This window comes from Streptomyces sp. CT34 (assembly GCF_000805335.1).
Classification (GTDB): Bacteria; Actinomycetota; Actinomycetes; order Streptomycetales; family Streptomycetaceae; genus Streptomyces.
The window spans coordinates 5,152,295-5,171,557 of sequence record NZ_KN708638.1 but is presented as its reverse complement, the minus strand read 5'-3'; the positions used below and the strand labels follow the sequence as shown (position 1 = coordinate 5,171,557).

Below are 19,263 nucleotides of genomic sequence, written 5' to 3'. Positions count from 1 at the left end.
CTCAATTGTTGCGGATGCCCGCGAAGAGGTCGTCCTCGGGGAGGGAAGTGTCCACGAGCGACTTCGCGAGCTCGTATTCCTCCGTCGGCCAGACCTCGCGCTGGATGTCCATCGGGACCCGGAACCATCCGCCGTCGGGGTCGATCTGGGTGGCGTGCGCGATCAGCGCCTTGTCGCGGATCTCGAAGAAGTCGGCGCACGGGATGTAGGTGGTCAGGGTGCGCTCGCGCTGCTCGAACTGCTTCCAGCGCTCCAGCCACTCCCCGTACGGCGAGTCCATGCCGCGCGCCAGCAGCGCCTCGTGCAGGGCGATGGTGCGCGGCTTGTTGAAGCCCTGGTTGTAGTAGAGCTTCTGCGGCTGCCAGGGCTCGCCGGCCTCCGGGTACTTCTCCGGGTCGCCGGCCGCCTCGAAGGCCACCATCGTGATCTTGTGGGTCATGATGTGGTCCGGGTGCGGGTAACCGCCGTTCTCGTCGTAGGTCGTGATGACCTGCGGCCTGAACTCCCGGATCAGCTTCACCAGGCGCCCGGCCGCGACCTCGACGTCCTCAAGGGCGAAGCAGCCGTCGGGCAGCGGCGGCAGCGGGTCGCCCTCGGGCAGCCCGGAGTCGACGAAGCCCAGCCACTCCTGCCGGACGCCGAGGATCTCCCGGGCCTCGTCCATCTCCTTCTTGCGCACCTCGTGGATGTGCTCCTCGATGTACGGGTCGCCCTGGAGTTTCGGGTTGAGGATGGACCCTCGCTCGCCCCCTGTGCAGGTGACGACCAGCACGTCCACCCCCTCGGACACGTACTTGGCCATGGTGGCCGCACCCTTGCTCGACTCGTCGTCGGGGTGGGCGTGGACCGCCATCAAACGCAGCTGCTCAGTCAAGACTCGATCCTCAGTGAAGCGCCGGAGAAGATGCCTCCTATAGTGACCGAAGCGAGGGGGCGCTGTATTCCCTGGGGCGGGGACCCCCCGGGGGTTTCGATTCCCGGTCCCCGCAGCAGGAGGATGGATCATGGCCGCGGTGCGCGATGGGCTCCCGGACGGACGCTACGGCCGCTCCGCGGACGACCGCACGGACCGCAAGCTCAAGATCATCGGCTCGGTGCTGGGCGTCGCGCTGCTCGGCGTGATCGGCTGGGCGGGCGTCTCGTACATCGCCGGACAGGACCTCAGCGGGCGCATCATCACCTGGGACGCGGTCTCCGACCATGCCGTCAAGGTGCACCTGGAGGTCGTCAAGGGCAAGGACGACAAGGGCGTCTGCACGCTCCGCTCGCAGGCCGTGGACGGCTCCGAGGTCGGGCGCAAGGACGTCACCGTCGACCAGCGCTCCGGGCAGGTCGACACCGAGGTCACGATCCGGACCACGAAGCGGGCCACCAACGCGGTGCTGGTCGGCTGCACGGGGGCGTCGTCCGGCAACGGCTGACACCGGCCCGACGGGGCGCCCGGGGCGGCTGCCGCGGGGGCGCACGACGGCGGACGACACGGACGGACGACCCGCGTACCGTCCGATGACCGCCTCTGATCAGCGGTGATGCGATCCTGTACCGCCACTGTGAATTTCCTCTTCCCCCTTTTGTGCCGGAATTGTTAGGCTCGTGGTTTCGCCCACCTGTGAAGGCGCAAACCTTCCTGGTAGGGCGTTTGATTTATCCCCAGTACCGACGAGGAGCACCTGTGACCCAGACCAGCGAAAACGTCACCTGGCTGACCCAGGAGGCGTATGACCAGCTCAAGGCCGAGCTGGAGTACCTGTCTGGTCCCGCACGCGCCGAGATCACCGAGAAGATCCAGGCGGCCCGCGAGGAAGGTGACCTGAAGGAGAACGCCGGGTACCACGCGGCCAAGGAAGAGCAGGGCAAGCAGGAGCTCCGCGTCCGCCAGCTCAAGCAGCTGCTGGAGAGCGCGAAGGTCGGCGAGGCCCCCGCGGCGAACGGCGTGGTCGCCCCCGGCATGGTCGTCACCATCGCGTTCGACGGAGACCCGGACGACACCCTGAAGTTCCTGCTGGCCTCGCGGGAGTACGCGAGCAAGGAGATCGAGACCTACTCCCCGCAGTCGCCACTGGGGTCCGGCGTGAACGGCAAGAAGGTCGGCGCCGACGCGGAGTACGAGCTCCCCAACGGCAAGAAGGCGAGCGTGAAGATCCTCGACGCCAAGCCGTACACCGGCTGAGCCACGGGATAACTCGAAGACAACGCCACGGAAGCGGCCCGGAGCGACAGGCTCCGGGCCGCTTCCCGTTCTCGCGGCGCGGGTCGTCCCGGCGGGCCTCAGGCCGCCGCCGACCGGTACTTGCGCACCGCCAGCGTCCGGAAGACCGCGATGATCAGCACCGACCAGAGCACCGAGGCCAGCACCGGATGCTCCATCGGCCAGGCGCCGGTCACCGACCGGTGCGCCCCGGCGACGGTGTTGCCGAACAGCTCCCGGGCGCCGGCGACCGTGGCGCTGAAGGGGTTCCACTCCGCGACGTGCTTGAGGAAGGCCGGCATGCCGTTGACCGGGACGAACGCGTTGGAGATGAAGGTCAGCGGGAAGAGCCAGATCAGCCCGCCGGAGGTGGCCGCCTCGGGCGTACGGACCGTCAGGCCGATCAGCGCGCCGATCCAGGAGAACGCGTAGCCGAGCAGGAGCAGCAGCGCGAAGCCGCCCAGCACCTTGGCGATGTTCTCGTGGCTGCGCCAGCCGATCAGCAGCGCGACCACCGCCAGCACCACCAGCGTCAGCGCGGTCTGCACCAGGTCGGCGAGGGTGCGTCCGGTGAGCACCGCGCCGCGGGACATCGGCAGCGACCGGAACCGGTCGATCAGCCCCTTGTGCATGTCGTCGGCGATGCCCGCACCGGCGCCGGCGGTGGCGAAGGTGACGGTCTGCGCGAAAATGCCCGCCATCAGGAATTCCCGGTACGCCCGGGCGTCGCCGGACGGGGCTCCGGGGATGTTAATCGAGCCGCCGAAGACATAGGTGAACAGCACCACGAACATGATCGGCTGGATCAGCCCGAAGATCACGACCTCGGGGATCCGCAGCATCCGGAGCAGATTGCGCTTGGCGACGACCAGGGAGTCGCGCACCGACTGCCCGATGCCGCCGCGCGGGCGCGGGCTCCGGACGTGGGCCTCGGTCCCGGCCGCTTCGGTCACCGCGGTCATTTCGCTCCCGCCTTCCTGCTCGTCTCGCCGCCGGTACGCCCGGCGTCGTCCCCGCTCCCGTCGGTGCCGTTCTCGTCCGCCGCCTCGGCGGTGTGCCCGGTCAGCGAGATGAAGACGTCGTCGAGGGTCGGGCGGCGCAGCCCGATGTCGTCGATCTCCACTCCGCGGGTGTCCAGTTCGCGGATCACCTCGGCGAGCAGCTTGGCGCCGCCGGTCACCGGGATGGTGAGCTTGCGGGTGTGCGGTTCGACAGTGCCCTCCCCCTTGGCGAAGGCGCGCAGCACCTGGTCGGCGACGGTGAGGTGCTCGGGGGCGTGCACCACGACCTCGACCCGCTCGCCGCCGGTGCGCGCCTTGAGCTGGTCGGAGGTGCCGCGGGCGATGACCTTGCCGTGGTCGACGACGCAGATGTCGTGTGCCAGGCGGTCGGCCTCCTCCAGGTACTGCGTGGTGAGCAGCAGGGTGGTGCCGCCCGCGACCAACTCCTGGATCACGTCCCACAGCGCCTGGCGGTTACGCGGGTCCAGGCCCGTCGTCGGCTCGTCCATGAACATCACGGGCGGGCTGACGACCAGCGCGGCGGCGAGGTCGAGCCGGCGGCGCATCCCGCCCGAGTAGGTCTTGGCGGTGCGGTCGGCGGCATCGGAGAGGTTGAACCGCTCCAGCAGCTCACCGGCCCGCCGCCGGGCGTCGCGCCCGCTCATCTGGTAGAGCTGGCCGACCATCACCAGATTCTCCCGGCCGGTCAAGTACTCGTCCACGGCGGCGAATTGGCCGGACAGGCCGATGGAGCGGCGCACCGCGTCGGGGTGCGCGAGGACGTCGATGCCGGCGACGCGTGCCGTGCCCCGGTCGGGGCGGAGCAGGGTCGTCAGGACCCGTACGGCGGTGGTCTTGCCGGCACCGTTGGGGCCGAGCAATCCGAGGACGGTTCCTTCGGGGACGTCGAGATCGACGCCGTCCAGTGCCCTCACCTCGCCGAAGGTCTTCACCAGACCTTCGGCATAAATGGCGCCTGGCATATGGGTACCCCCATGATTTGGGTCAGTTCCATGTCGAATACTACGTTTGGCGCTTTGGTGCAGTTGCGTACGTACTTGCGGCATTTCCTCCGCTACGGGGCACCCTGCGCGACGGCCCCCACGGTCGTGCCACAGTCGCCGATGTTACTCCTGAACGCGATACATCGCGATACAAATAAGCAGGTTCGCCACCGCCGGTCCGGGAGCGCACCGGCTCAGTCCGCGACGACGTCGTAGCCCGCCTCGCGGAGCGCGTCGCGGACCTCCGTGCAGTGGGCGGGGCCCTTGGTCTCCAGGTGGAGCTCGACCTCGACCTCGGTGAGGCCGAGGCGGGGGTCGGTGCGGACATGGCCGACGTCGAGGACATTGGCGTCCACGGCCGACAGCACGCCGAGCAGGTTGGCCAGGGCGCCAGGGCGGTCGGTCAGCCGCAGGCGCAGCGAGAGGTAGCGGCCGGCGGCGGCCATGCCGTGGCGGAGGATGCGCTGCATCAGGAGCGGGTCCACATTGCCGCCCGAGAGCACCGCCACGACCGGCCCCTCGAAGGAGCGGGGCGCGGCGAGCAGCGCCGCCACCGGGCTCGCACCGGCCGGCTCCACGACCAGCTTGGCGCGTTCCAGGCAGAGCAGCAGGGCGCTGGAGAGCTCGTCCTCGGAGACCGTACGGACCTCGTCCACCAGGGCGTTGACGATGCCGAACGGCACATCGCCGGGCCGCCCGACCTTGATCCCGTCGGCCATCGTCGTCAGCGGCTCGACGGCCACCGGGTGCCCGGCCGCGAGCGACGGCGGATAGCAGGCCGCAGCCGCCGCCTGCACGCCGATGACCTTCACATCCGGCCGCAGCGACTTGACCGCGAGGGCGATGCCCGCCGCGAGCCCGCCGCCGCCGACCCCGACCACGACCGTCCGCACCTCCGGGCACTGCTCCAGGATCTCCAGGCCGACCGTGCCCTGGCCGGCGATGATGTCGCGGTGGTCGAAGGGGTGGATGAAGACCGCGCCGGTCTGCCGGGCGTACTCCTCGGCGGCGGCCAGCGTCTCGTCCACGACATGGCCGTGCAGCCGCACCTCGGCGCCGTACTCGCGGGTCGCCGCGACCTTCGGCAGCGGGGCGCCGACCGGCATGAACACCGTCGAACGGACGCCCAGCAGGGACGCCGCCAGCGCCACCCCCTGCGCGTGGTTGCCCGCGCTGGCCGCCACCACACCCGCCGCCCGCTCCTGTACGGAGAGCCGGGCGATGCGCACGTAGGCGCCGCGGATCTTGAACGAGCCGGTGCGCTGGAGGTTCTCGCACTTGAGGTGGACCGGGGCGCCGACCAGCCCGGACAGATAGCGGCTGCCCTCCATGGCGGTGGCGCGGGAGACTCCGGAGAGCAGCTTGTGCGCCTCGCGTACGTGCTCGACCGTTATGCCGGCGAGCGGTTCCCCGTCGGCGGGCGCGGATCCGGTGGCCCCCTGCGGGGTACCCGGCGTGTGATCGGCCATGCGGCCAGTCTCGCAGTTCGGCCACGAACGGGCTTTTTTGGCCGGATGGCGGACACCCGGCGGCCGGGGTGGTGCGCCGGGGCGGTGGCGGGCACCGGGTGGGGACGGCGGCGAGCCGGGGCCGGTCCGATGGATCATGGCGCACGACCTGGAACGGCTCGCCCGCCCGCGGTCGTTCCGGCGCCCTTCACGCGGGTGTGCCGTGCCGTGAACCTCTACGCAATGTGACCGCACGCGGCAGCGCCGGTACAGTCCGCGCCGGGTCCGCGTACGCTGTCACCCCATCCATACGCACCTCCATTCCATGAAGCGAGCCCCGGCCATGCCCACCTCTCCGGACATGACGACCCATACCGACACCGCTCTTCTCGACGCGCTGCAGCACCAAGTGGCCGTCTTCGCCCGCCGCGCCGAACAGAGTCGGCTCGGTGGCGTCGGCCAGGCGCGGAACTCCATGGACCGCGCCGCCTATCTGCTGCTCAACCGCCTGGACCAGGAAGGCCCCATGGGCGTCAAGGCCCTGGCCTGCGGTATGGGCATCGACTCCTCCACGGTCACCCGGCAGGTCGCCCCGCTGGTCGACGCCGGGCTGGTCAGCCGCGCCACCCACCCCGAGGACGGCCGCGCGGTGGTGCTCGAACTGTCCGAGCGGGGCCATGCCCGCCTCGACGAGGTGCGGGCCTCCCGGCGGGCGCTGATGGCGATGGTGACGGAGGAGTGGAGCGACGAGGAACGCACCGCGTTCTGCACGCTCCTGACCCGCTTCAACGCCTCCCTCGCCGACCTCACCGCGCTCGCACCGGCCGGGCCTGCTGGACCGGCTGGACCGGTCGGGCCTCCTGGACCGGCTGGGCCTGCGGGACCGGCTGGCCCTGCTGGGCCTGCTGGGCCGGCTTCTTCCTGACGCTGACGCTTACGGGTCGGCGACAGCCGGACCGGGGCGGGCGGACGGGCCTGGCGCGCGTACGGGGGACAGGGCCGGTGTGTACCGGGGTGGGGGCCGGTGGCTGCGCGAACCGGTGCCGGTATGTACGAGAGCCGGTACCGGTGGGTACAAGAGCCGGTGCCGGTACGTACCAAGACCGTTGCCGGAGCGTGCGACGGCCGGTGCCCGTGCGCACGAAGCCCGTGGGCACGAAGAACGGTGCCACTGCGTTACGCGCCGCCGCCCTGCTGACCGGTGAGCCCGCCGCCCAACCGGCCCCGGCCGCCGAGGAGTTGCTGATCCACGCGCTGGCGCGGACCTACGCCGCATGGGACCGGCTGCACGGCGAGGACCCCTACGAGCGCACCCGCCGGGAGCTGGCCGCGCACTTCGCGCACACCTGCCGACGGCACCGCCGGCGGATGCTGCGGGCCGGGCCGCATCCGCCGGTACCGCCCGGCCTGGCCGCGCGGGCCACCGCCCGCGGCCGGCGGCTGCGGGAACGGCGGCGGGTGCTGCGCCGCACCGGGTCGCTGCTCGCTCTGCTGGCGCTGATAACTCTGCTGACCTGGGCGGTGGTCGAGCAGCCATGGCGTCCCCCGCCGGCCCGCACCACCCCTCCCGTGGAGGGGTGGTGACCAGGGGCCAGAGGGCCGAGACCGGGACCGCGGGCCGGGGCCGCTACCGGCTCAGCCCAGCGCCTGGGTGAGGTCGGCCAGCAGGTCGTCGGCGGACTCGATACCCACCGACAGCCGGACCAGGTCGGCGGGGACCTCCAGCGCCGAACCGGCCGTCGAGGCGTGCGTCATCCGCCCCGGGTGCTCGATCAGCGACTCCACACCGCCCAGCGACTCCCCGAGGGTGAACAGCTCGGCGCGGTTGCAGACCTCCACCGCCGCCGCCTCGCCGCCCGCGACCTGGAACGACACCATGCCGCCGAAGGACCGCATCTGCTTGGCGGCGATCTCGTGGCCGGGGTGCTCGGCCAGCCCCGGGTAGTAGACCCGGGTCACCTTCTTGTGGGAGGCCAGCAGCTCGGCGACGCGCGCCGCGTTGGCGCTGTGCCGGTCCATCCGGACGGCCAGCGTCTTGATGCCGCGCATCACCAGCCAGGCGTCGAAGGGGCCGGCGATCGCGCCCATCGCGTTCTGGTGGAAGGCCAGTTCCTCGCCGAGCGCGTCGTCGTTCACGACCAGCGCGCCGCCGACGACGTCCGAGTGCCCGCCCATGTACTTGGTCGTGGAGTACACCACCACATCCGCGCCGAGGGCGAGCGGCTGCTGGAGGTAGGGGCTGGCGAAGGTGTTGTCGACCACGAGCCGGGCCCCGGCGTCCCGGGCGACGCCGGCCAGCGCCGCGATGTCGCTGATGCCGAGCAGCGGGTTGCTGGGCGTCTCCACCCAGATCGCCTTCGTACGGGGCCGCACCGCCTCGCGCACGGCCCGCGGGTCGGAGGTGTCGGCCACCGACCACTCCACGCCCCACCGCTCGACGACCTTCGCGAACAGGCGGAACGTCCCGCCGTAGGCGTCATCGGGGATGACGACATGGTCGCCGGGGGCGAGGAGGGTGCGCAGCAGGCAGTCCTCGGCGGCGAGGCCGGAGGCGAACGCGAGGCCGCGGCGACCGCCGTCGAGGGCGGCGAGGTTCTCCTCCAGGGCGGTACGGGTCGGGTTGGCACTGCGGCTGTACTCGTAGCCGCCGCGCAGCCCGCCCACTCCGTCCTGCTTGTAAGTAGAGACCTGGTAGATAGGCGGTACCACCGCGCCGGTGGCCTGGTCGGGCTCCTGACCTGCGTGGATGGCAAGGGTTTCGAAGTGCTGGTGGCGCTCGTCGCGCTGATCGCTCATGTCTGCCGAGGGTAGTCGGCCGCGCGACCGAACTTTTCGGAACTTTCTGGTTCGCTGGATAGTGGATACATACGTGAGACCGGACACCGGTTCGCACCGCATCCGACCGCCCCGCCGCCTCTTCCGCTCGCCGCCCTCCCCCCTTCCACCCCTCCGCCCCTCCAACCGGGACACACCACATGGACGCTCTGCTGGTTCTCCTCGCCGCGATCATGCTCGGCGGTTTCGTCTTCCTGCCCTGGATGCGTCGCCGGCGGGCCGTACAGCACGCCCGGCAGGGCCTGGTGGTGGCCGGCGACCCGATGGCGGGCTACGGCTTCGTCCCCCTGGAGCGGCTGGACGTCCGGCTGCCGGGCCCCGACCCCGAGCTGGACGAGGCGCTGGCCGAGATGCGGCGGACCCACGACTGGCGCCCGGCCGCCGAGTTGCTCCGGTCCACCGGCGACGACTGGGAGCGCCGCTGGCAGCGGGTGCAGTCGCTGGCCGGGGCCGCCGCCTTCGAACTGGCCGCGGCCCCGGCGGACGCGGGCGGCCGGCGGACCGGCGGCATCTGGCTGCGCACCTGGCGCGCCGAGGCGCCCAAGGACCCCGGCGGCGCCCAGACCCACGCCCAGTTCCTGGTCGTCCAGGCACTCCGCGACCCCGGCTCGCAGGACTTCCGGATGATCCTGGAGGAGGCCCGGACGGTCTGCCGGGAGGCGGGCCTGCTGGCGCCCGGCAGCCCGATCCCGTACATCACCGAGCTGGCCGTCTCCCGCGGCCTGGGCGAGCGCCCCGCCGACTACGAGGAGCTGTGGTCCAAGGTCGTACAGCGCGCGCCGCACCACATGGGCGCGCATCTGGCCGCGCTCCCGTACTGGTCGGAGAAGTGGCACGGCTCCCGCAAGGAGGCCGATGCCTTCGCCGAGCGCGCCGCCTCCGGGGCGCCGGCGAAGAGCCTGCTGCCGGCGCTCCCGCTGTTCGCGGTCTACGAGCACCTCCCCGAGGCCAACATGGTCCGCGGGCTCTACCAGAGCGCGGTCGTCGAACGCGCCATAGAGGGCGCCCACTTCGCGCTGCGCGAGGCCCCCGCCGACCACCCGATGGCGCCGCACGTGCGGCATCTGCTCGTCTGGTTCCTGGTCCGCGCCGAGCGCTACGCCGAGGCGATGGAACAGCTCCGCCTCGTCGACGGCCATGTGGGCGCCGTCCCGTGGTCGTACGGGCGCAGCCCCGCCGCCGAGTACGCCGCATACCGGGCGCTCGCCATCGCCGGCTGGGAGCAGCTCGGCGGCACGTCGGCGGACTTCCGCCCGCGGGGGTGAACGGCGCCGCCGGCAAAGGAATGCCCGCCGGCTCCCACACGTTGCACCGGTAGCCGGTTCGACGCCCTCCCACATCCGCCCACATCTACATCTACGTGCATTCGCCCGTATCCGCCCTCCCCTGGAGCACGATCCTGATGCCGTTCTCCCGCTTCACGACCCATCTCCCCACCCCTGAGGAAGCGCTTCCGGGCCGCCCGGAACAGGACTTCACCGTCCCCGACCGGCACACCGTCCTGGGCAACCCGCTGCTCGGCCCGTATCCCGAGGGCCTGGAGATCGCCGACTTCGGCCTGGGCTGCTTCTGGGGCGCCGAACGGAAGTTCTGGCAGACCGAAGGCGTCTGGACCACCCTCGTCGGCTACCAGGGCGGCCACACCCCGCACCCCACCTACGAAGAGGTGTGCAGCGGCCACACCGGCCACACCGAGGCCGTCCGCGTCGTCTTCGACCCGGCCGTCGTCCCGTACGCCGCGCTGCTGAAGCTCTTCTGGGAGTCCCACGACCCAACCCAGGGCTTCCGCCAGGGCAACGACGTCGGCACCCAGTACCGCTCCGCCGTCTACACCCACTCCCCCGCCCAGCAACAGGCCGCCGAAGCCTCCCGCGACGCCTACCGCAAGGTCCTGACGTCCTCCGGCTACGGCGACATCACCACCGAAATCCTCCCCGCCGACGCCTCCCGCCCCTTCTACCCGGCGGAGGCTTATCACCAGCAGTACCTGGACAGGAACCCCGCCGGCTACTGCGGTATCGGCGGAACGGGGGTCAAGCTAAGTGACCCGTCCGAGGGCGACGGGGGATCGTGCCCGACGGGGATCGCGCCAGCATGAGTCAGCCCCAGCTTCCGAAGATGAAGCTGGGGCTTGCCTGCGCTTTCGCCTGTGTCAAGGCTTGCTCATGCAACCTACGTTTCCGCTGGTCAGATAGAGCTCCGCTCCCAGACCGCCGGCTGCTGCTGGCTGGGCCGAAGGGGGTCAAGCTCCTGTAATCACGGGGGTATTGGTGCAGGTCAAGCGAATTGCTAGGGTGCGGGCCATGTCTGGACGAGCGTGGGCGGACACCATCGGCAGGGGACTCATAGCCGGGGTCAGCGCGGAATGGATCTGCTGGGAGGTCATGCATTCACTGCCCTTGACAATCCCGGGGGTACTGCTCGCAACCGCCCTATATGTGCGGCGACGGGCAGCAACGTGGGCCCAGTGTGAACAGGCGCAGTACAGCCCTTAGGTGCTGCGGCGCAGGCTCCGCACGAAGAGCGGCACCGACAGCAGGAGCAGGGCGCCTTCGACAGCCAGGCTGACCAGCCCGAGCGGTTCCGTCCAATTGCCGACGTCGTCGCTGTAGTAGGGCAGCCCCGGCCCCCTGGAGAGGCTGTAGCCCAGCAGGGGGCCGATGGCGACCATGGCCGCCAGCAACCCTCCCAGTCGGACGAGGCCGATGAGGAGCAGCGCGGCGGTGACCACGGCCGCGATCTCCAGGACGTGGTAGGCGACGCCGATGTAGTAGGGATCCCTCGTTACCACGATGCCGCCTTGGTCCACGACATGAATGGCGGCCACCGCGAGACACAGCAGAGCTCCCGCCCACCTGGCCACCCAGGTAGCCGGCACCGTCGCGGTGTGGTGTGACATGCGGAGGTACCTTCCCCTTCCTTCGGCAGCGTGTGCCTACCGCGCCGCGATCCCATCTGCCCGGTTGGCTCCTGAACGGGCAGCGCGCCGCACCTGTGTCAGGCCCAGCCTCCGCGGATGGCTGCTCGCCGTCGCCCCCGACGGCGCAGACGAGTGACACGGCCACCGGCGTGGCGAACGCACGTGTCTGCTTGTCCTGCTCCTCGCACACCGTGCGTCAGCAGCCGTTCCGCCACGCCTGCCCGGCTGCTCGGATGGCGGCAGGACCGGTGCGCGCCCGGCGCGGGAATGGACGCTCCGACGAAGCGCGGAAGCCTCCGAATCCGGGTGGAATTCACGCAGTCCGAGGCTTCCCCTAAGGGCAATGCCGGCGGCTCGCTATCGTCAGCGGAGGGGGCGCCTCGGCTAGGCCCCGAGGCGCCCCCGCTGTCGCGGCGTCAGAGGTTGTACCGCTCCACCTTCAGCACGTAGTTCTGCAGCCCGTAATAGGAGTCTTGCAGTGCCGACCCCTGGGCAACGCGCACCTTGCAGTTCACGCGCTGGTAATCCATCTGGTGCTCGAACTTGATCCACCGGGTGATGGTGTGTGAGGCCCATTCGCCGTCCTTGGACGCGGAGGCGAACCGGTAGTTCCTCTGCGCGTCCTTGGGCTCTGCCTGCTCGTCACCGAACACGATCTCAACGCCGAGAACGTTGTTGTTGTCCGGTGAGCTGCACAGAGCTTCAGCCGAGAACGTGGCGATGAAATAGGCGCCGTAGGAGGGCGAGTGGGGCCCGCCCACCAGGAGCCCGATGCTGGCGCCGGGCAGGTCGCGCCAGGTCTTGTCTGCGGTCCGCTGCTCGAACCTGTCCGTCTCGGAGGCGATGTAGGTACGGTCAGGGGGCCGGGTGGCCACGAAACTGGGCATAGTGCTCCCTTCGGTGCTGAGCTGCGCCTTTGAGGCGGCGCAGCTGCCGAGAGCAGTCTGCTCGTCGGAGAGTCCCCCCATGTGTACGCAGTGTATTCGTGCCAACACATGGCGTGATCGATTCCGCTCTGGCCACGACCTCACAAACCCGCCAGCCGAGCAGCGTGCCGCGAAGGGGATACGGGGCACACGCGGGCAGACCTCGCGCCGCAACGGCGGAACGCCCAAGAGCGCGGATCGGGGATCGGTGGCGCCGCCACCACAGTCCATGCAACTCACCGGACGCACCCTAGCTAGGTGTAATGCCAGTGACTTTGCGACCTCCAGCAGTACCTGGACAGGAACCCCGCCGGCTACTGCGGTATCGGCGGGACGGGCGTCAAGCTAAGTACCCCCTTCGAAACGAACTGGGGCGCGTCTTGCCCCACCGGAATCGCGCCCACCCCGGAAGTCACGGACAAGTAGACCGCACCCAGAGGCCGGGCGACCGTCGCACCAGCGACCGAGGGGGTCCTCTCAGAGCGAAAGTGATCCACTCAGGATGGCCTGGGAGGGTAGCCGTATCGCTTCTCCCTCACTCGTCCGAGCGGTGGAAATGCATTCATGCCCGTACCCTGGGCCACGGCGATCAGAATCACGCCCATGGGAGCAGCCATGACCACCTCCGCCGCTGGGCAACCACTCATCCCCCAGCCCCCTGCTACAGTTGCCGCGCTGCGGCAGGCCATCAGTCAGATCGCCCCTGCTGCGCTACCAGCCTTCACCGGGGAGTTGGACCAGGCGGCCGACCAGGCCCGGCAGGGCTCCGATCTGGCGCCGCTCCAGCGGTTCATCGCCCAGTGGGCCGTCTACGTCCACATCCAGCGCCAGCCCGAACTGGCAGCAGACCTGCGCCGTTGGGAAGACACCGCGGAGTCGGGCGATGCCGCCCAGGCTCGACAGGCCGCCTCTGAGATCGGGCGGATCCTGGACGATGCCCACGCGGCCACGGGCCTCTCCGCCCGGTGAGCACAAACTGGCGATGGGAATATGACCCAGACCAGGATCACGTAGCGAGCGGTATCCCCGTTCACGTGGTGGCGGAAGTGGAACGTCTGGTCGGTCAGCTCGTGGAGCTCGCCAGCACAGGCGTCGATGTCAGCGACCTCGGCAACGGCCCCCGACCGGGCGGTCTGCGCCGCATGGACGCAGCTGGCGGCTGGTTCTACTTCCTGGTCGCACCGCGGGACCCGCTGATCATCATTGTCCGCATCGTGCCCCCCTTCGACGCGCTGTAGCCATCCCCACGAAAATCCCCCGCGCCATGGACTACCTGGCACGAGAGATTCGTAGGGACGGGCGCCTCCTGCCCGCTGGGGGTGACTCCGGCCCGAGGCGACCGACGCCTCACAAAGTAGCAACCCGAAAAGGTGTTGAACGAGACGTTTCGTCTCGCTTAGTTTGAGGGCATGACGAACCCCAAGCACGGTGGGCGCGCCCATATCGCCATGTTCTCCATTGCCGCCTACGGGCATGTGAACCCGAGCCTCGAAGTGATCCGGGAGCTCGTCGCCCGGGGTCACCGCGTGACGTACGCGATTCCGCCCCGCTTACAGGAGGAGATTGCCGAGACCGGTGCCGAGCCGGTGCCGTATCGCACGACACTGCCGTCACCCGACAGCGACCCGTCGGCGTGGGGGACCACGCTCCTCGACAACGTCGAGCCGTTCCTGGACGACGCGATCCAGGCACTGCCGCAACTCACCGAGGCGTATCAAGGGGACGAACCGGACCTGGTGCTGCATGACATCACCTCGTATCCCGCGCGCGTCCTTGCTCACCGCTGGGGCGTGCCCGCGATCTCCCTCTCGCCGAACCTCGTCGCGTGGGAAGGGTACGAGGAGGAGGTCGCCGAGCCGATGTGGGCGGAAGCCAGGGCGACCGAGCGCGGCAGGGCGTACTACGAGAAGTTCACCAACTGGCTTGCGGAGAACGGGATCACGCAGCACCCCGACCCGTTCGTCGGTCGCCCCGGCCGGTCGATCGTGCTCATCCCCAAGGCGCTGCAGCCGCACGCCGACCGGGTCGACGAGAGCGTCCACTCCTTTGTCGGCGCCTGCCAGGGCGACCGCACAACGCAGGGGGACTGGGAGCGGCCCAAGGACGCGGAGCGTGTGCTGCTCGTCTCGCTCGGCTCGTCCTTCACCAAGCAGCCGGGTTTCTACCGCGAGTGCATCAAGGCGTTCGGCGACCTGCCGGACTGGCACGTCGTGCTCCAGGTGGGTAAGCACGTCACCGCCGACGAACTCGGGGAGATCCCCGGGAACGTCGAAGTGCACCACTGGGTGCCGCAGTTGGCGATCCTGAAGAAGGCCGACGCCTTCATCACGCACGCCGGCGCAGGAGGCAGCCAGGAGGGCCTGGCCACCGCCACACCCATGGTGGCCGTCCCGCAGGCCGTCGACCAGTTCGGCAACGCGGAGATGCTTCAGGGGCTCGGCGTGGCCCGCCTCCTCCCGACGGACCAGGCGAACGCCGCCACCCTCCGTGCGGCGGTGCTCGCACTCGTCGCCGACCCGGAAGTGGGACGCCGCCTCACGGCCATCCAGCGGGAGATGGCCACCGAGGGCGGCACCCGGCGAGCGGCCGACCTCATCGAGGCCGCATTGCCCGACGAGTAAGGGCACCAGCAGTACCTGTACGGGAACCCCGCCGGCCGCGGTTTCGATGTTGCCGCTGTTCACCGGGCCCATCGGACTGTCAAGGACTGATGAAGTACGGGAGCGGCGCGGCGCCCCTCCACAGAGAGGCTGCATAGAGTCATCATTCGGGCATAGGTCGGTCGATGAGGAATCGGTATGCGGATGGACCCACTCTCCACGGGGTGGCCCCGGTACGTCTCGCTTCTACCGGCTGTCCTGATCGTTATCGGGACCGTCTTGGAGTTCGTGTCTCCGCGTGGATACTGGGGCGATTACACACTGGGCGCTGCGGTCATGGCGGCGGGAGCACTGCTCTCGCTACGGCACACGATCGCGGCCGGAGCGGTCCTCTTCCTGGTCCAGCTGCTGCTGTTGATCAAAAACGGTGGCCTCGGCCAGATCAGCGGCCTCCTCACACTGGTCAATGTGGCGTTCATCGTGCTCGTCGGCGTTGGCGTGAACCGGGTGGTCGCCTTCCACGGGCGTCGTCTGGAGGTGGTGCGTTCCGTCGCGGAGGCCGCCCAGCGTGCCGTACTGCCCCCACCGCCGGCGCGTGTCGGGCCGCTGGCCATCGCCGCCGTCTACAAGGCCGCACAGATCGAGGCATTGATCGGCGGAGACGCGTACGCCGTACAGGACACGCCGTACGGCACCAGGCTGTTCATCGCGGACGTGTGGGGCAAGGGCCTGGGCGCGGTCGGCGCGGTTTCCGTACTGCTGGGCACGTTCCGGGAGGCAGCCGACCAGGCACCCGACCTTGTGACGCTGGCCGAGCGCCTGGAGCGCGCCCTGGTCAACGAGGCTTCCCGGCGCGAAGAGGTCGTCCGGACGGAGGGGTTCGTCACGGCACTGCTCGGTGAGATCCCACCGGGCGCGGACCATGTGCGGCTGCTGAACTGCGGCCACCCCTCGCCGTATCTCCTCGAAGGCGACACGGTGTCCTCAATGGATCCCGGCGAGCCGAGACTTCCGCTGGGCATGAGCGGCCTGGGCGGGCCGCAGGCGGTGCCCGAGGAGTGGCCGTTCCCGGTCGGGGGCACGCTGTTGCTGGTCACCGACGGAGTGACGGAGGCCCGAGACCGTTCCGGGGCTTTCTACGAACCCGCACGGCGACTCGGCGGCCGGGGCCCTTTCCGGCGGCCGGACGAGGTGGTTGAGGTCCTGGTACACGATGTCGAGCAATGGACCGGCGGTCCACGCGATGACGACATGGCCATCCTGGCGATCACCCGCTACGCCGAGGGACCGGTCAGCCCGTGAATCCGAGGGCCGCGAAGGCCGGCCCACCCCCGGTGCGGGACGCGCGGCACCGTGCTTGGACAGTGTCGAGGCTTGCTCATACGACCTACGTTTCCGCTGGTCGGACAGAGCTTCGCGCCCAGACAGGCGGCTACTGCGGACTGGGCGGGACCGGGCCGGGCTGCCCGGTCCGGGTCGCGCCCGCCGAGGGGTGAGTGCCGGCGGTGGGTTTCGGGACGTACGCCCGCAGGGTGCGCGACGAGCGGTTGCCGCTCGCCCGGCGGTACGCCGCGCTGCGGTGCGCCGTCGGGCACTACTGCCCGCTCGGCTTCCACGCGACCTGGGCCTACCTGGCCGCCGTCGCGCGCCCGTCCCCCGAGCTGCGCCGGGATCCCGCGGCGCTGTTGCGCGCCCTCGACGTCCTGGAGGCGGGCCGCGCGGTCCGGCTCCGGGAGACGGACGCCTTCGCCGCCGTCCGCCGGGCGGAGAAGGCCGCGGGCCGGCGCACGCCCCGGGCCGCCGACACCGCACACCTGCGCGGGCCGCGCTGGCCCGGTGACACGGCGCCCTCCCGGCCGGGCCTGGTCGCCGCCGTGGCGGACCGGCACCGGGCGTTCCGGCGGCTGCCGGTTCCCGACGGGGCGCGCTCCGGCGACGACCGGGCCCGCCGGGCGGCCGAGTTGCACAGGTGCCTCGACGGCTGCGCCGCCGCGTACCTCGCGAACCTCGGGCGGCTGGACGGCCCGGCGCGCGACGCCCTGGCCCGTACGGTCGGTGGCATCCGCCGCCTCCTGCGTCCGGGCCGCGTTCCGACGGACGTGCCCCTGGCCGCCTGGCTGCGACTCGCGGAACTCCTCGCGTATGCGGCGGAGTTCGGGGGCGCCCCGAACTCCGGCGTGCAGCGTCCGGGCGCCGACGAGGGGGCGGAGGTGGGTGCGTTGAAGGAGAGCGCGTGGCGGGAGGCCGCGGCGATCGATACGGCGCCGGCGGCCGGGGAGATCGACGAGGCCGGGTGGCACGGGGCGATCGCCGGACTGGTGCGGCCGGCGTATCTCGCGGCGCGGACGCCGTGGGGGCAGTCGGGGATGTCGTGCGGGGAGGCGGACTGGGTGGCGGCCCGGCGGTTCGTGCTGGAGGCGGTGGAGCGGGACGGGACGTTCCTGGACTGCGGCTGCGCGAACGGCTACCTGATGGAGTGTCTGGAGCGCTGGGCCGCAGCGGACGGCCGGCGGCTGGAGCTCTACGGGCTCGACATCATCGGGGAGTTGGTGGCACCGGCCCGGCGGCGGCTGCCGCACCGGGCGGACGGCATCTGGGAGGGCAACGCGCTGACCTGGGTGCCGCCGCGGCGGTTCGACGTCGTACGGGTGGGGCTGGAGTACGTGCCGGTGCGCCGGCGGCCGGACCTGGTGCGGCATCTGCTGGATGCGGCGGTGGCGCCGGGCGGCCGGTTGGTGATCGGTCCGTACACCGAGGAGGCCGGAACCCGGGCGACCGAACGGGACCTCGCCGGATGGGGGTTCGCGGTGGCCGGGCGGGCGGAGGTGGCACACCGGGATCCGCGGGTGGTGCGGCGACTGGTATGGATCGCGGCCGATGCGTCAGGGGCGGGTCCGGGGCCTATCCGGCCCTGACCCATCGGCGTCGGCGTGGACTCCAGATCCTGTCGTCACACTTCCGCCTGCATGCCGACGCCCGGCACGCGCTCCCACCCTCGAACCGGCTTCGCACGGCTCGGGCGGGGATCCCCTTCGCCTCACCGGACGCCGCCCGGCACGCCCTGCGGGCGGACGACGGGAGTGTGACGACAGGACCTACGGCTCCCCGTCCGTTGGCGGGTGGCCGAGGTGGGCCCGGTCCGCGGCGGCGGTGCCCTGGTGCCAGCCGGCCGCGTCGCGGACGCCGCGCAGGCGGACCGGGGCGGTGTCCGGGAAGAGGGTGCCGGTGGTCTCCTCGACGGCGAGGGCGCGGGCGGCGAGGGCGGGCAGGAGGCGGTCGGGCGCGGTGGACTCGGCGGACGCGGCGGCGGTGGCGGCTTCCGTGGCCGCGGCGAGCCGGGTGCGGATGCGGTCCGCGTAGGCGACGAGGAAGGTCTGGCGGAAGTCGCGGGTGCGCCGGGACCGGCCGCGGGCGTGGTGGTCGTCACCCGCGCGGTTCATGGCGGAGGTGGCCTGGAGGAGCAGTGAGGTGTAGAGGAGTTCGGCGGCCTCCAGGTCGGGCGGGAAGCCGATGACGGTGGAGAAGCCGACCTCGGAGGCCCAGACGGCCTGGCAGCGGTTGGCCGCCGCGACGGCGTCGAGGAGCAGGGCCTTGGCCTGTTCGTAGGGCCCTTCGATGCCGATGCGGATCGCCGCGGGGCCGTCGGCCGGCCCGGCTCCCCGGGGGCCGTCGGCGCCGGCGAGCAGGGCCTCGTCGATGCTGTGACGGGCCATCAGTTCCTGGGCCTTGGCGGACAGTGCCTCGGCCTCCTCCGCGAAGGTGGTGGCCTCGGCCTTGGCCAGCAGACCGCGGATCCGGCCCAGTGCGCGGGAGGCGGCGGCGCTTCCCCCGTGGGCGCGCGCCGCGGAGGGGTGGGGCGCCGGGAGCGGGGTGATACGGGGCAGCCGGGCGATCAGCCGCAGCACGGCCAGGACGTCGTAGGCGGTCTCGAAGCGGGAGCTGCGGCGGCGGGCGGCCAGCGCGTCGAGGTAGCCGCGGTCGGCGTCCCACCAGACGTGCGCGCCGAGGCGTTGCAGCTCGGCCTGCCAGCGGGGGTCGTCCGGCGCGGCGGGCGATCCGGCTCCGGGGCGGCGGGACTGCTCGGCGGCGATGGCGTCGACGGCCAGCGCCGCCAGCGTGGTGTCCGGGGCGCCCCGCCGGACCATCCGCTCCAGGTCCGCGGGCTGCCAGCCGCCCGCCCAGCACCGCCGTACGGCGTCCGCCGCGGCGGCGAGCAGGGCCGCGCTCACGGCCTCCCAGCCGGGCACCGCCGCGGCCAGCATCGAGGCGCCCGCCTCCATGGCGTCCTCGGCCGCCGCCCCGTCCGCTGCGTAGCGGACCCGGCCGAGGACGCCGCCGACC

The 19,263-nt window shown here is 71.2% G+C and carries 19 protein-coding genes; 11 read left to right on the top strand and 8 right to left on the bottom strand.

Annotated features, from left to right (window positions below; translation table 11 throughout):
• Position 1: 1 nt before the first annotated feature.
• On the bottom strand, positions 2 to 874 hold the full coding sequence (gene mca / locus RZ84_RS22695) for a mycothiol conjugate amidase Mca (protein ID WP_078894096.1): 873 nt from the start codon (positions 872 to 874) through the stop codon (positions 2 to 4).
• Positions 875 to 1,004: 130 nt separating this feature from the next.
• Here mca and RZ84_RS22690 point away from each other — a divergent pair, with 130 nt between their 5' ends.
• Positions 1,005 to 1,421 carry a DUF4307 domain-containing protein gene (locus tag RZ84_RS22690; RefSeq protein WP_043265831.1) on the top strand — a complete coding sequence of 139 codons (417 nt, stop codon included), beginning with the start codon at positions 1,005 to 1,007 and terminating at the stop codon, positions 1,419 to 1,421.
• Positions 1,422 to 1,672: 251 nt separating this feature from the next.
• Positions 1,673 to 2,170, top strand: coding sequence for a transcription elongation factor GreA (gene greA / locus RZ84_RS22685; RefSeq protein WP_043265830.1), 498 nt, complete (start codon positions 1,673 to 1,675; stop codon positions 2,168 to 2,170).
• A gap of 98 nt (positions 2,171 to 2,268) precedes the next feature.
• Here the strand turns inward: greA and RZ84_RS22680 are convergent, their stop codons facing one another.
• The 3 genes from RZ84_RS22680 to ilvA form a co-directional block, all read right to left on the bottom strand.
• Positions 2,269 to 3,150, bottom strand: coding sequence for an ABC transporter permease (locus RZ84_RS22680; RefSeq protein WP_043265829.1), 882 nt, complete (start codon positions 3,148 to 3,150; stop codon positions 2,269 to 2,271).
• The gene (locus RZ84_RS22675) at positions 3,147 to 4,172 is read right to left on the bottom strand and encodes a daunorubicin resistance protein DrrA family ABC transporter ATP-binding protein (protein WP_043265828.1); all 1,026 of its coding nucleotides are present in this window, start codon (positions 4,170 to 4,172) and stop codon (positions 3,147 to 3,149) included. The genes RZ84_RS22680 and RZ84_RS22675 overlap by 4 nt, the downstream gene beginning before the upstream one ends.
• Positions 4,173 to 4,387: 215 nt before the next feature.
• Entirely contained in the window at positions 4,388 to 5,662 is a 1,275-nt protein-coding gene (ilvA, locus tag RZ84_RS22670; protein WP_052230102.1) for a threonine ammonia-lyase, read from the bottom strand.
• Positions 5,663 to 5,984: 322 nt separating this feature from the next.
• Between ilvA and RZ84_RS22665 the strand changes: the two genes are divergently transcribed.
• Both RZ84_RS22665 and RZ84_RS41560 read left to right on the top strand, forming a co-directional pair.
• Positions 5,985 to 6,566: a MarR family winged helix-turn-helix transcriptional regulator gene (locus RZ84_RS22665; RefSeq protein ID WP_052230101.1), complete on the top strand. Its 582-nt coding sequence runs from the start codon at positions 5,985 to 5,987 to the stop codon at positions 6,564 to 6,566.
• 209 nt (positions 6,567 to 6,775) lie between these two features.
• Complete coding sequence (locus tag RZ84_RS41560; protein WP_241777812.1) at positions 6,776 to 7,225, top strand: RNA polymerase subunit sigma-70; 450 nt, start codon at positions 6,776 to 6,778, stop codon at positions 7,223 to 7,225.
• A gap of 51 nt (positions 7,226 to 7,276) precedes the next feature.
• On the opposite strand, the gene RZ84_RS22650 is transcribed toward RZ84_RS41560, so the two are convergent.
• Positions 7,277 to 8,437 (bottom strand): cystathionine gamma-synthase, encoded by a 1,161-nt coding sequence (locus tag RZ84_RS22650; RefSeq protein ID WP_043265827.1) that lies wholly within the window; start codon positions 8,435 to 8,437, stop codon positions 7,277 to 7,279.
• Between the two features lie 179 nt (positions 8,438 to 8,616).
• Here RZ84_RS22650 and RZ84_RS22645 point away from each other — a divergent pair, with 179 nt between their 5' ends.
• Both RZ84_RS22645 and msrA read left to right on the top strand, forming a co-directional pair.
• Positions 8,617 to 9,741: a hypothetical protein gene (locus tag RZ84_RS22645; protein ID WP_043265826.1), complete on the top strand. Its 1,125-nt coding sequence runs from the start codon at positions 8,617 to 8,619 to the stop codon at positions 9,739 to 9,741.
• Between the two features lie 137 nt (positions 9,742 to 9,878).
• On the top strand, positions 9,879 to 10,574 hold the full coding sequence (msrA, locus tag RZ84_RS22640) for a peptide-methionine (S)-S-oxide reductase MsrA (RefSeq protein ID WP_043265825.1): 696 nt from the start codon (positions 9,879 to 9,881) through the stop codon (positions 10,572 to 10,574).
• Positions 10,575 to 10,967: 393 nt separating this feature from the next.
• Here the strand turns inward: msrA and RZ84_RS22635 are convergent, their stop codons facing one another.
• Positions 10,968 to 11,375, bottom strand: a complete 408-nt coding sequence (locus RZ84_RS22635) for a hypothetical protein (RefSeq protein WP_043265824.1) — start codon at positions 11,373 to 11,375, stop codon at positions 10,968 to 10,970.
• Positions 11,376 to 11,812: 437 nt separating this feature from the next.
• Positions 11,813 to 12,364: a hypothetical protein gene (locus RZ84_RS22630; protein ID WP_157878881.1), complete on the bottom strand. Its 552-nt coding sequence runs from the start codon at positions 12,362 to 12,364 to the stop codon at positions 11,813 to 11,815.
• 573 nt (positions 12,365 to 12,937) lie between these two features.
• Between RZ84_RS22630 and RZ84_RS22625 the strand changes: the two genes are divergently transcribed.
• From RZ84_RS22625 to RZ84_RS35155, 5 genes are all read left to right on the top strand, one after another.
• Complete coding sequence (locus RZ84_RS22625; RefSeq protein ID WP_043270570.1) at positions 12,938 to 13,291, top strand: DUF6247 family protein; 354 nt, start codon at positions 12,938 to 12,940, stop codon at positions 13,289 to 13,291.
• Between the two features lie 77 nt (positions 13,292 to 13,368).
• The gene (locus tag RZ84_RS22620; RefSeq protein ID WP_347232776.1) at positions 13,369 to 13,560 is read left to right on the top strand and encodes a hypothetical protein; all 192 of its coding nucleotides are present in this window, start codon (positions 13,369 to 13,371) and stop codon (positions 13,558 to 13,560) included.
• 171 nt (positions 13,561 to 13,731) lie between these two features.
• A complete protein-coding gene (gene mgt / locus RZ84_RS22615) occupies positions 13,732 to 14,943 on the top strand; it encodes a macrolide-inactivating glycosyltransferase (protein ID WP_043265821.1) in 1,212 nt (403 codons plus the stop codon).
• A gap of 315 nt (positions 14,944 to 15,258) precedes the next feature.
• Positions 15,259 to 16,224: a PP2C family protein-serine/threonine phosphatase gene (locus RZ84_RS22610; protein ID WP_241777811.1), complete on the top strand. Its 966-nt coding sequence runs from the start codon at positions 15,259 to 15,261 to the stop codon at positions 16,222 to 16,224.
• A 203-nt stretch (positions 16,225 to 16,427) separates the two neighbouring features.
• Positions 16,428 to 17,837, top strand: a complete 1,410-nt coding sequence (locus RZ84_RS35155) for a class I SAM-dependent methyltransferase (RefSeq protein WP_157878880.1) — start codon at positions 16,428 to 16,430, stop codon at positions 17,835 to 17,837.
• A 180-nt stretch (positions 17,838 to 18,017) separates the two neighbouring features.
• Here RZ84_RS35155 and RZ84_RS22595 read toward each other — a convergent pair.
• Positions 18,018 to 19,263: DUF2786 domain-containing protein (locus tag RZ84_RS22595; protein ID WP_043265820.1), on the bottom strand; the 1,246-nt coding region annotated here is incomplete at its 5' end.

Coding starts and splice junctions, on each gene's coding strand:
- RZ84_RS22690 (WP_043265831.1), top strand. CDS start 1,005: ATGGCCGCGGTGCGCGATGGGCTCCCGGACGGACGCTACGGCCGCTCC.
- RZ84_RS22680 (WP_043265829.1), bottom strand. CDS start 3,150: ATGACCGCGGTGACCGAAGCGGCCGGGACCGAGGCCCACGTCCGGAGC.
- RZ84_RS22675 (WP_043265828.1), bottom strand. CDS start 4,172: ATGCCAGGCGCCATTTATGCCGAAGGTCTGGTGAAGACCTTCGGCGAG.
- ilvA (WP_052230102.1), bottom strand. CDS start 5,662: ATGGCCGATCACACGCCGGGTACCCCGCAGGGGGCCACCGGATCCGCG.
- RZ84_RS22665 (WP_052230101.1), top strand. CDS start 5,985: ATGCCCACCTCTCCGGACATGACGACCCATACCGACACCGCTCTTCTC.
- RZ84_RS22650 (WP_043265827.1), bottom strand. CDS start 8,437: ATGAGCGATCAGCGCGACGAGCGCCACCAGCACTTCGAAACCCTTGCC.
- RZ84_RS22645 (WP_043265826.1), top strand. CDS start 8,617: ATGGACGCTCTGCTGGTTCTCCTCGCCGCGATCATGCTCGGCGGTTTC.
- msrA (WP_043265825.1), top strand. CDS start 9,879: ATGCCGTTCTCCCGCTTCACGACCCATCTCCCCACCCCTGAGGAAGCG.
- RZ84_RS22635 (WP_043265824.1), bottom strand. CDS start 11,375: ATGTCACACCACACCGCGACGGTGCCGGCTACCTGGGTGGCCAGGTGG.
- RZ84_RS22630 (WP_157878881.1), bottom strand. CDS start 12,364: ATGGGGGGACTCTCCGACGAGCAGACTGCTCTCGGCAGCTGCGCCGCC.
- RZ84_RS22625 (WP_043270570.1), top strand. CDS start 12,938: ATGACCACCTCCGCCGCTGGGCAACCACTCATCCCCCAGCCCCCTGCT.
- mgt (WP_043265821.1), top strand. CDS start 13,732: ATGACGAACCCCAAGCACGGTGGGCGCGCCCATATCGCCATGTTCTCC.
- RZ84_RS22610 (WP_241777811.1), top strand. CDS start 15,259: ATGGCGGCGGGAGCACTGCTCTCGCTACGGCACACGATCGCGGCCGGA.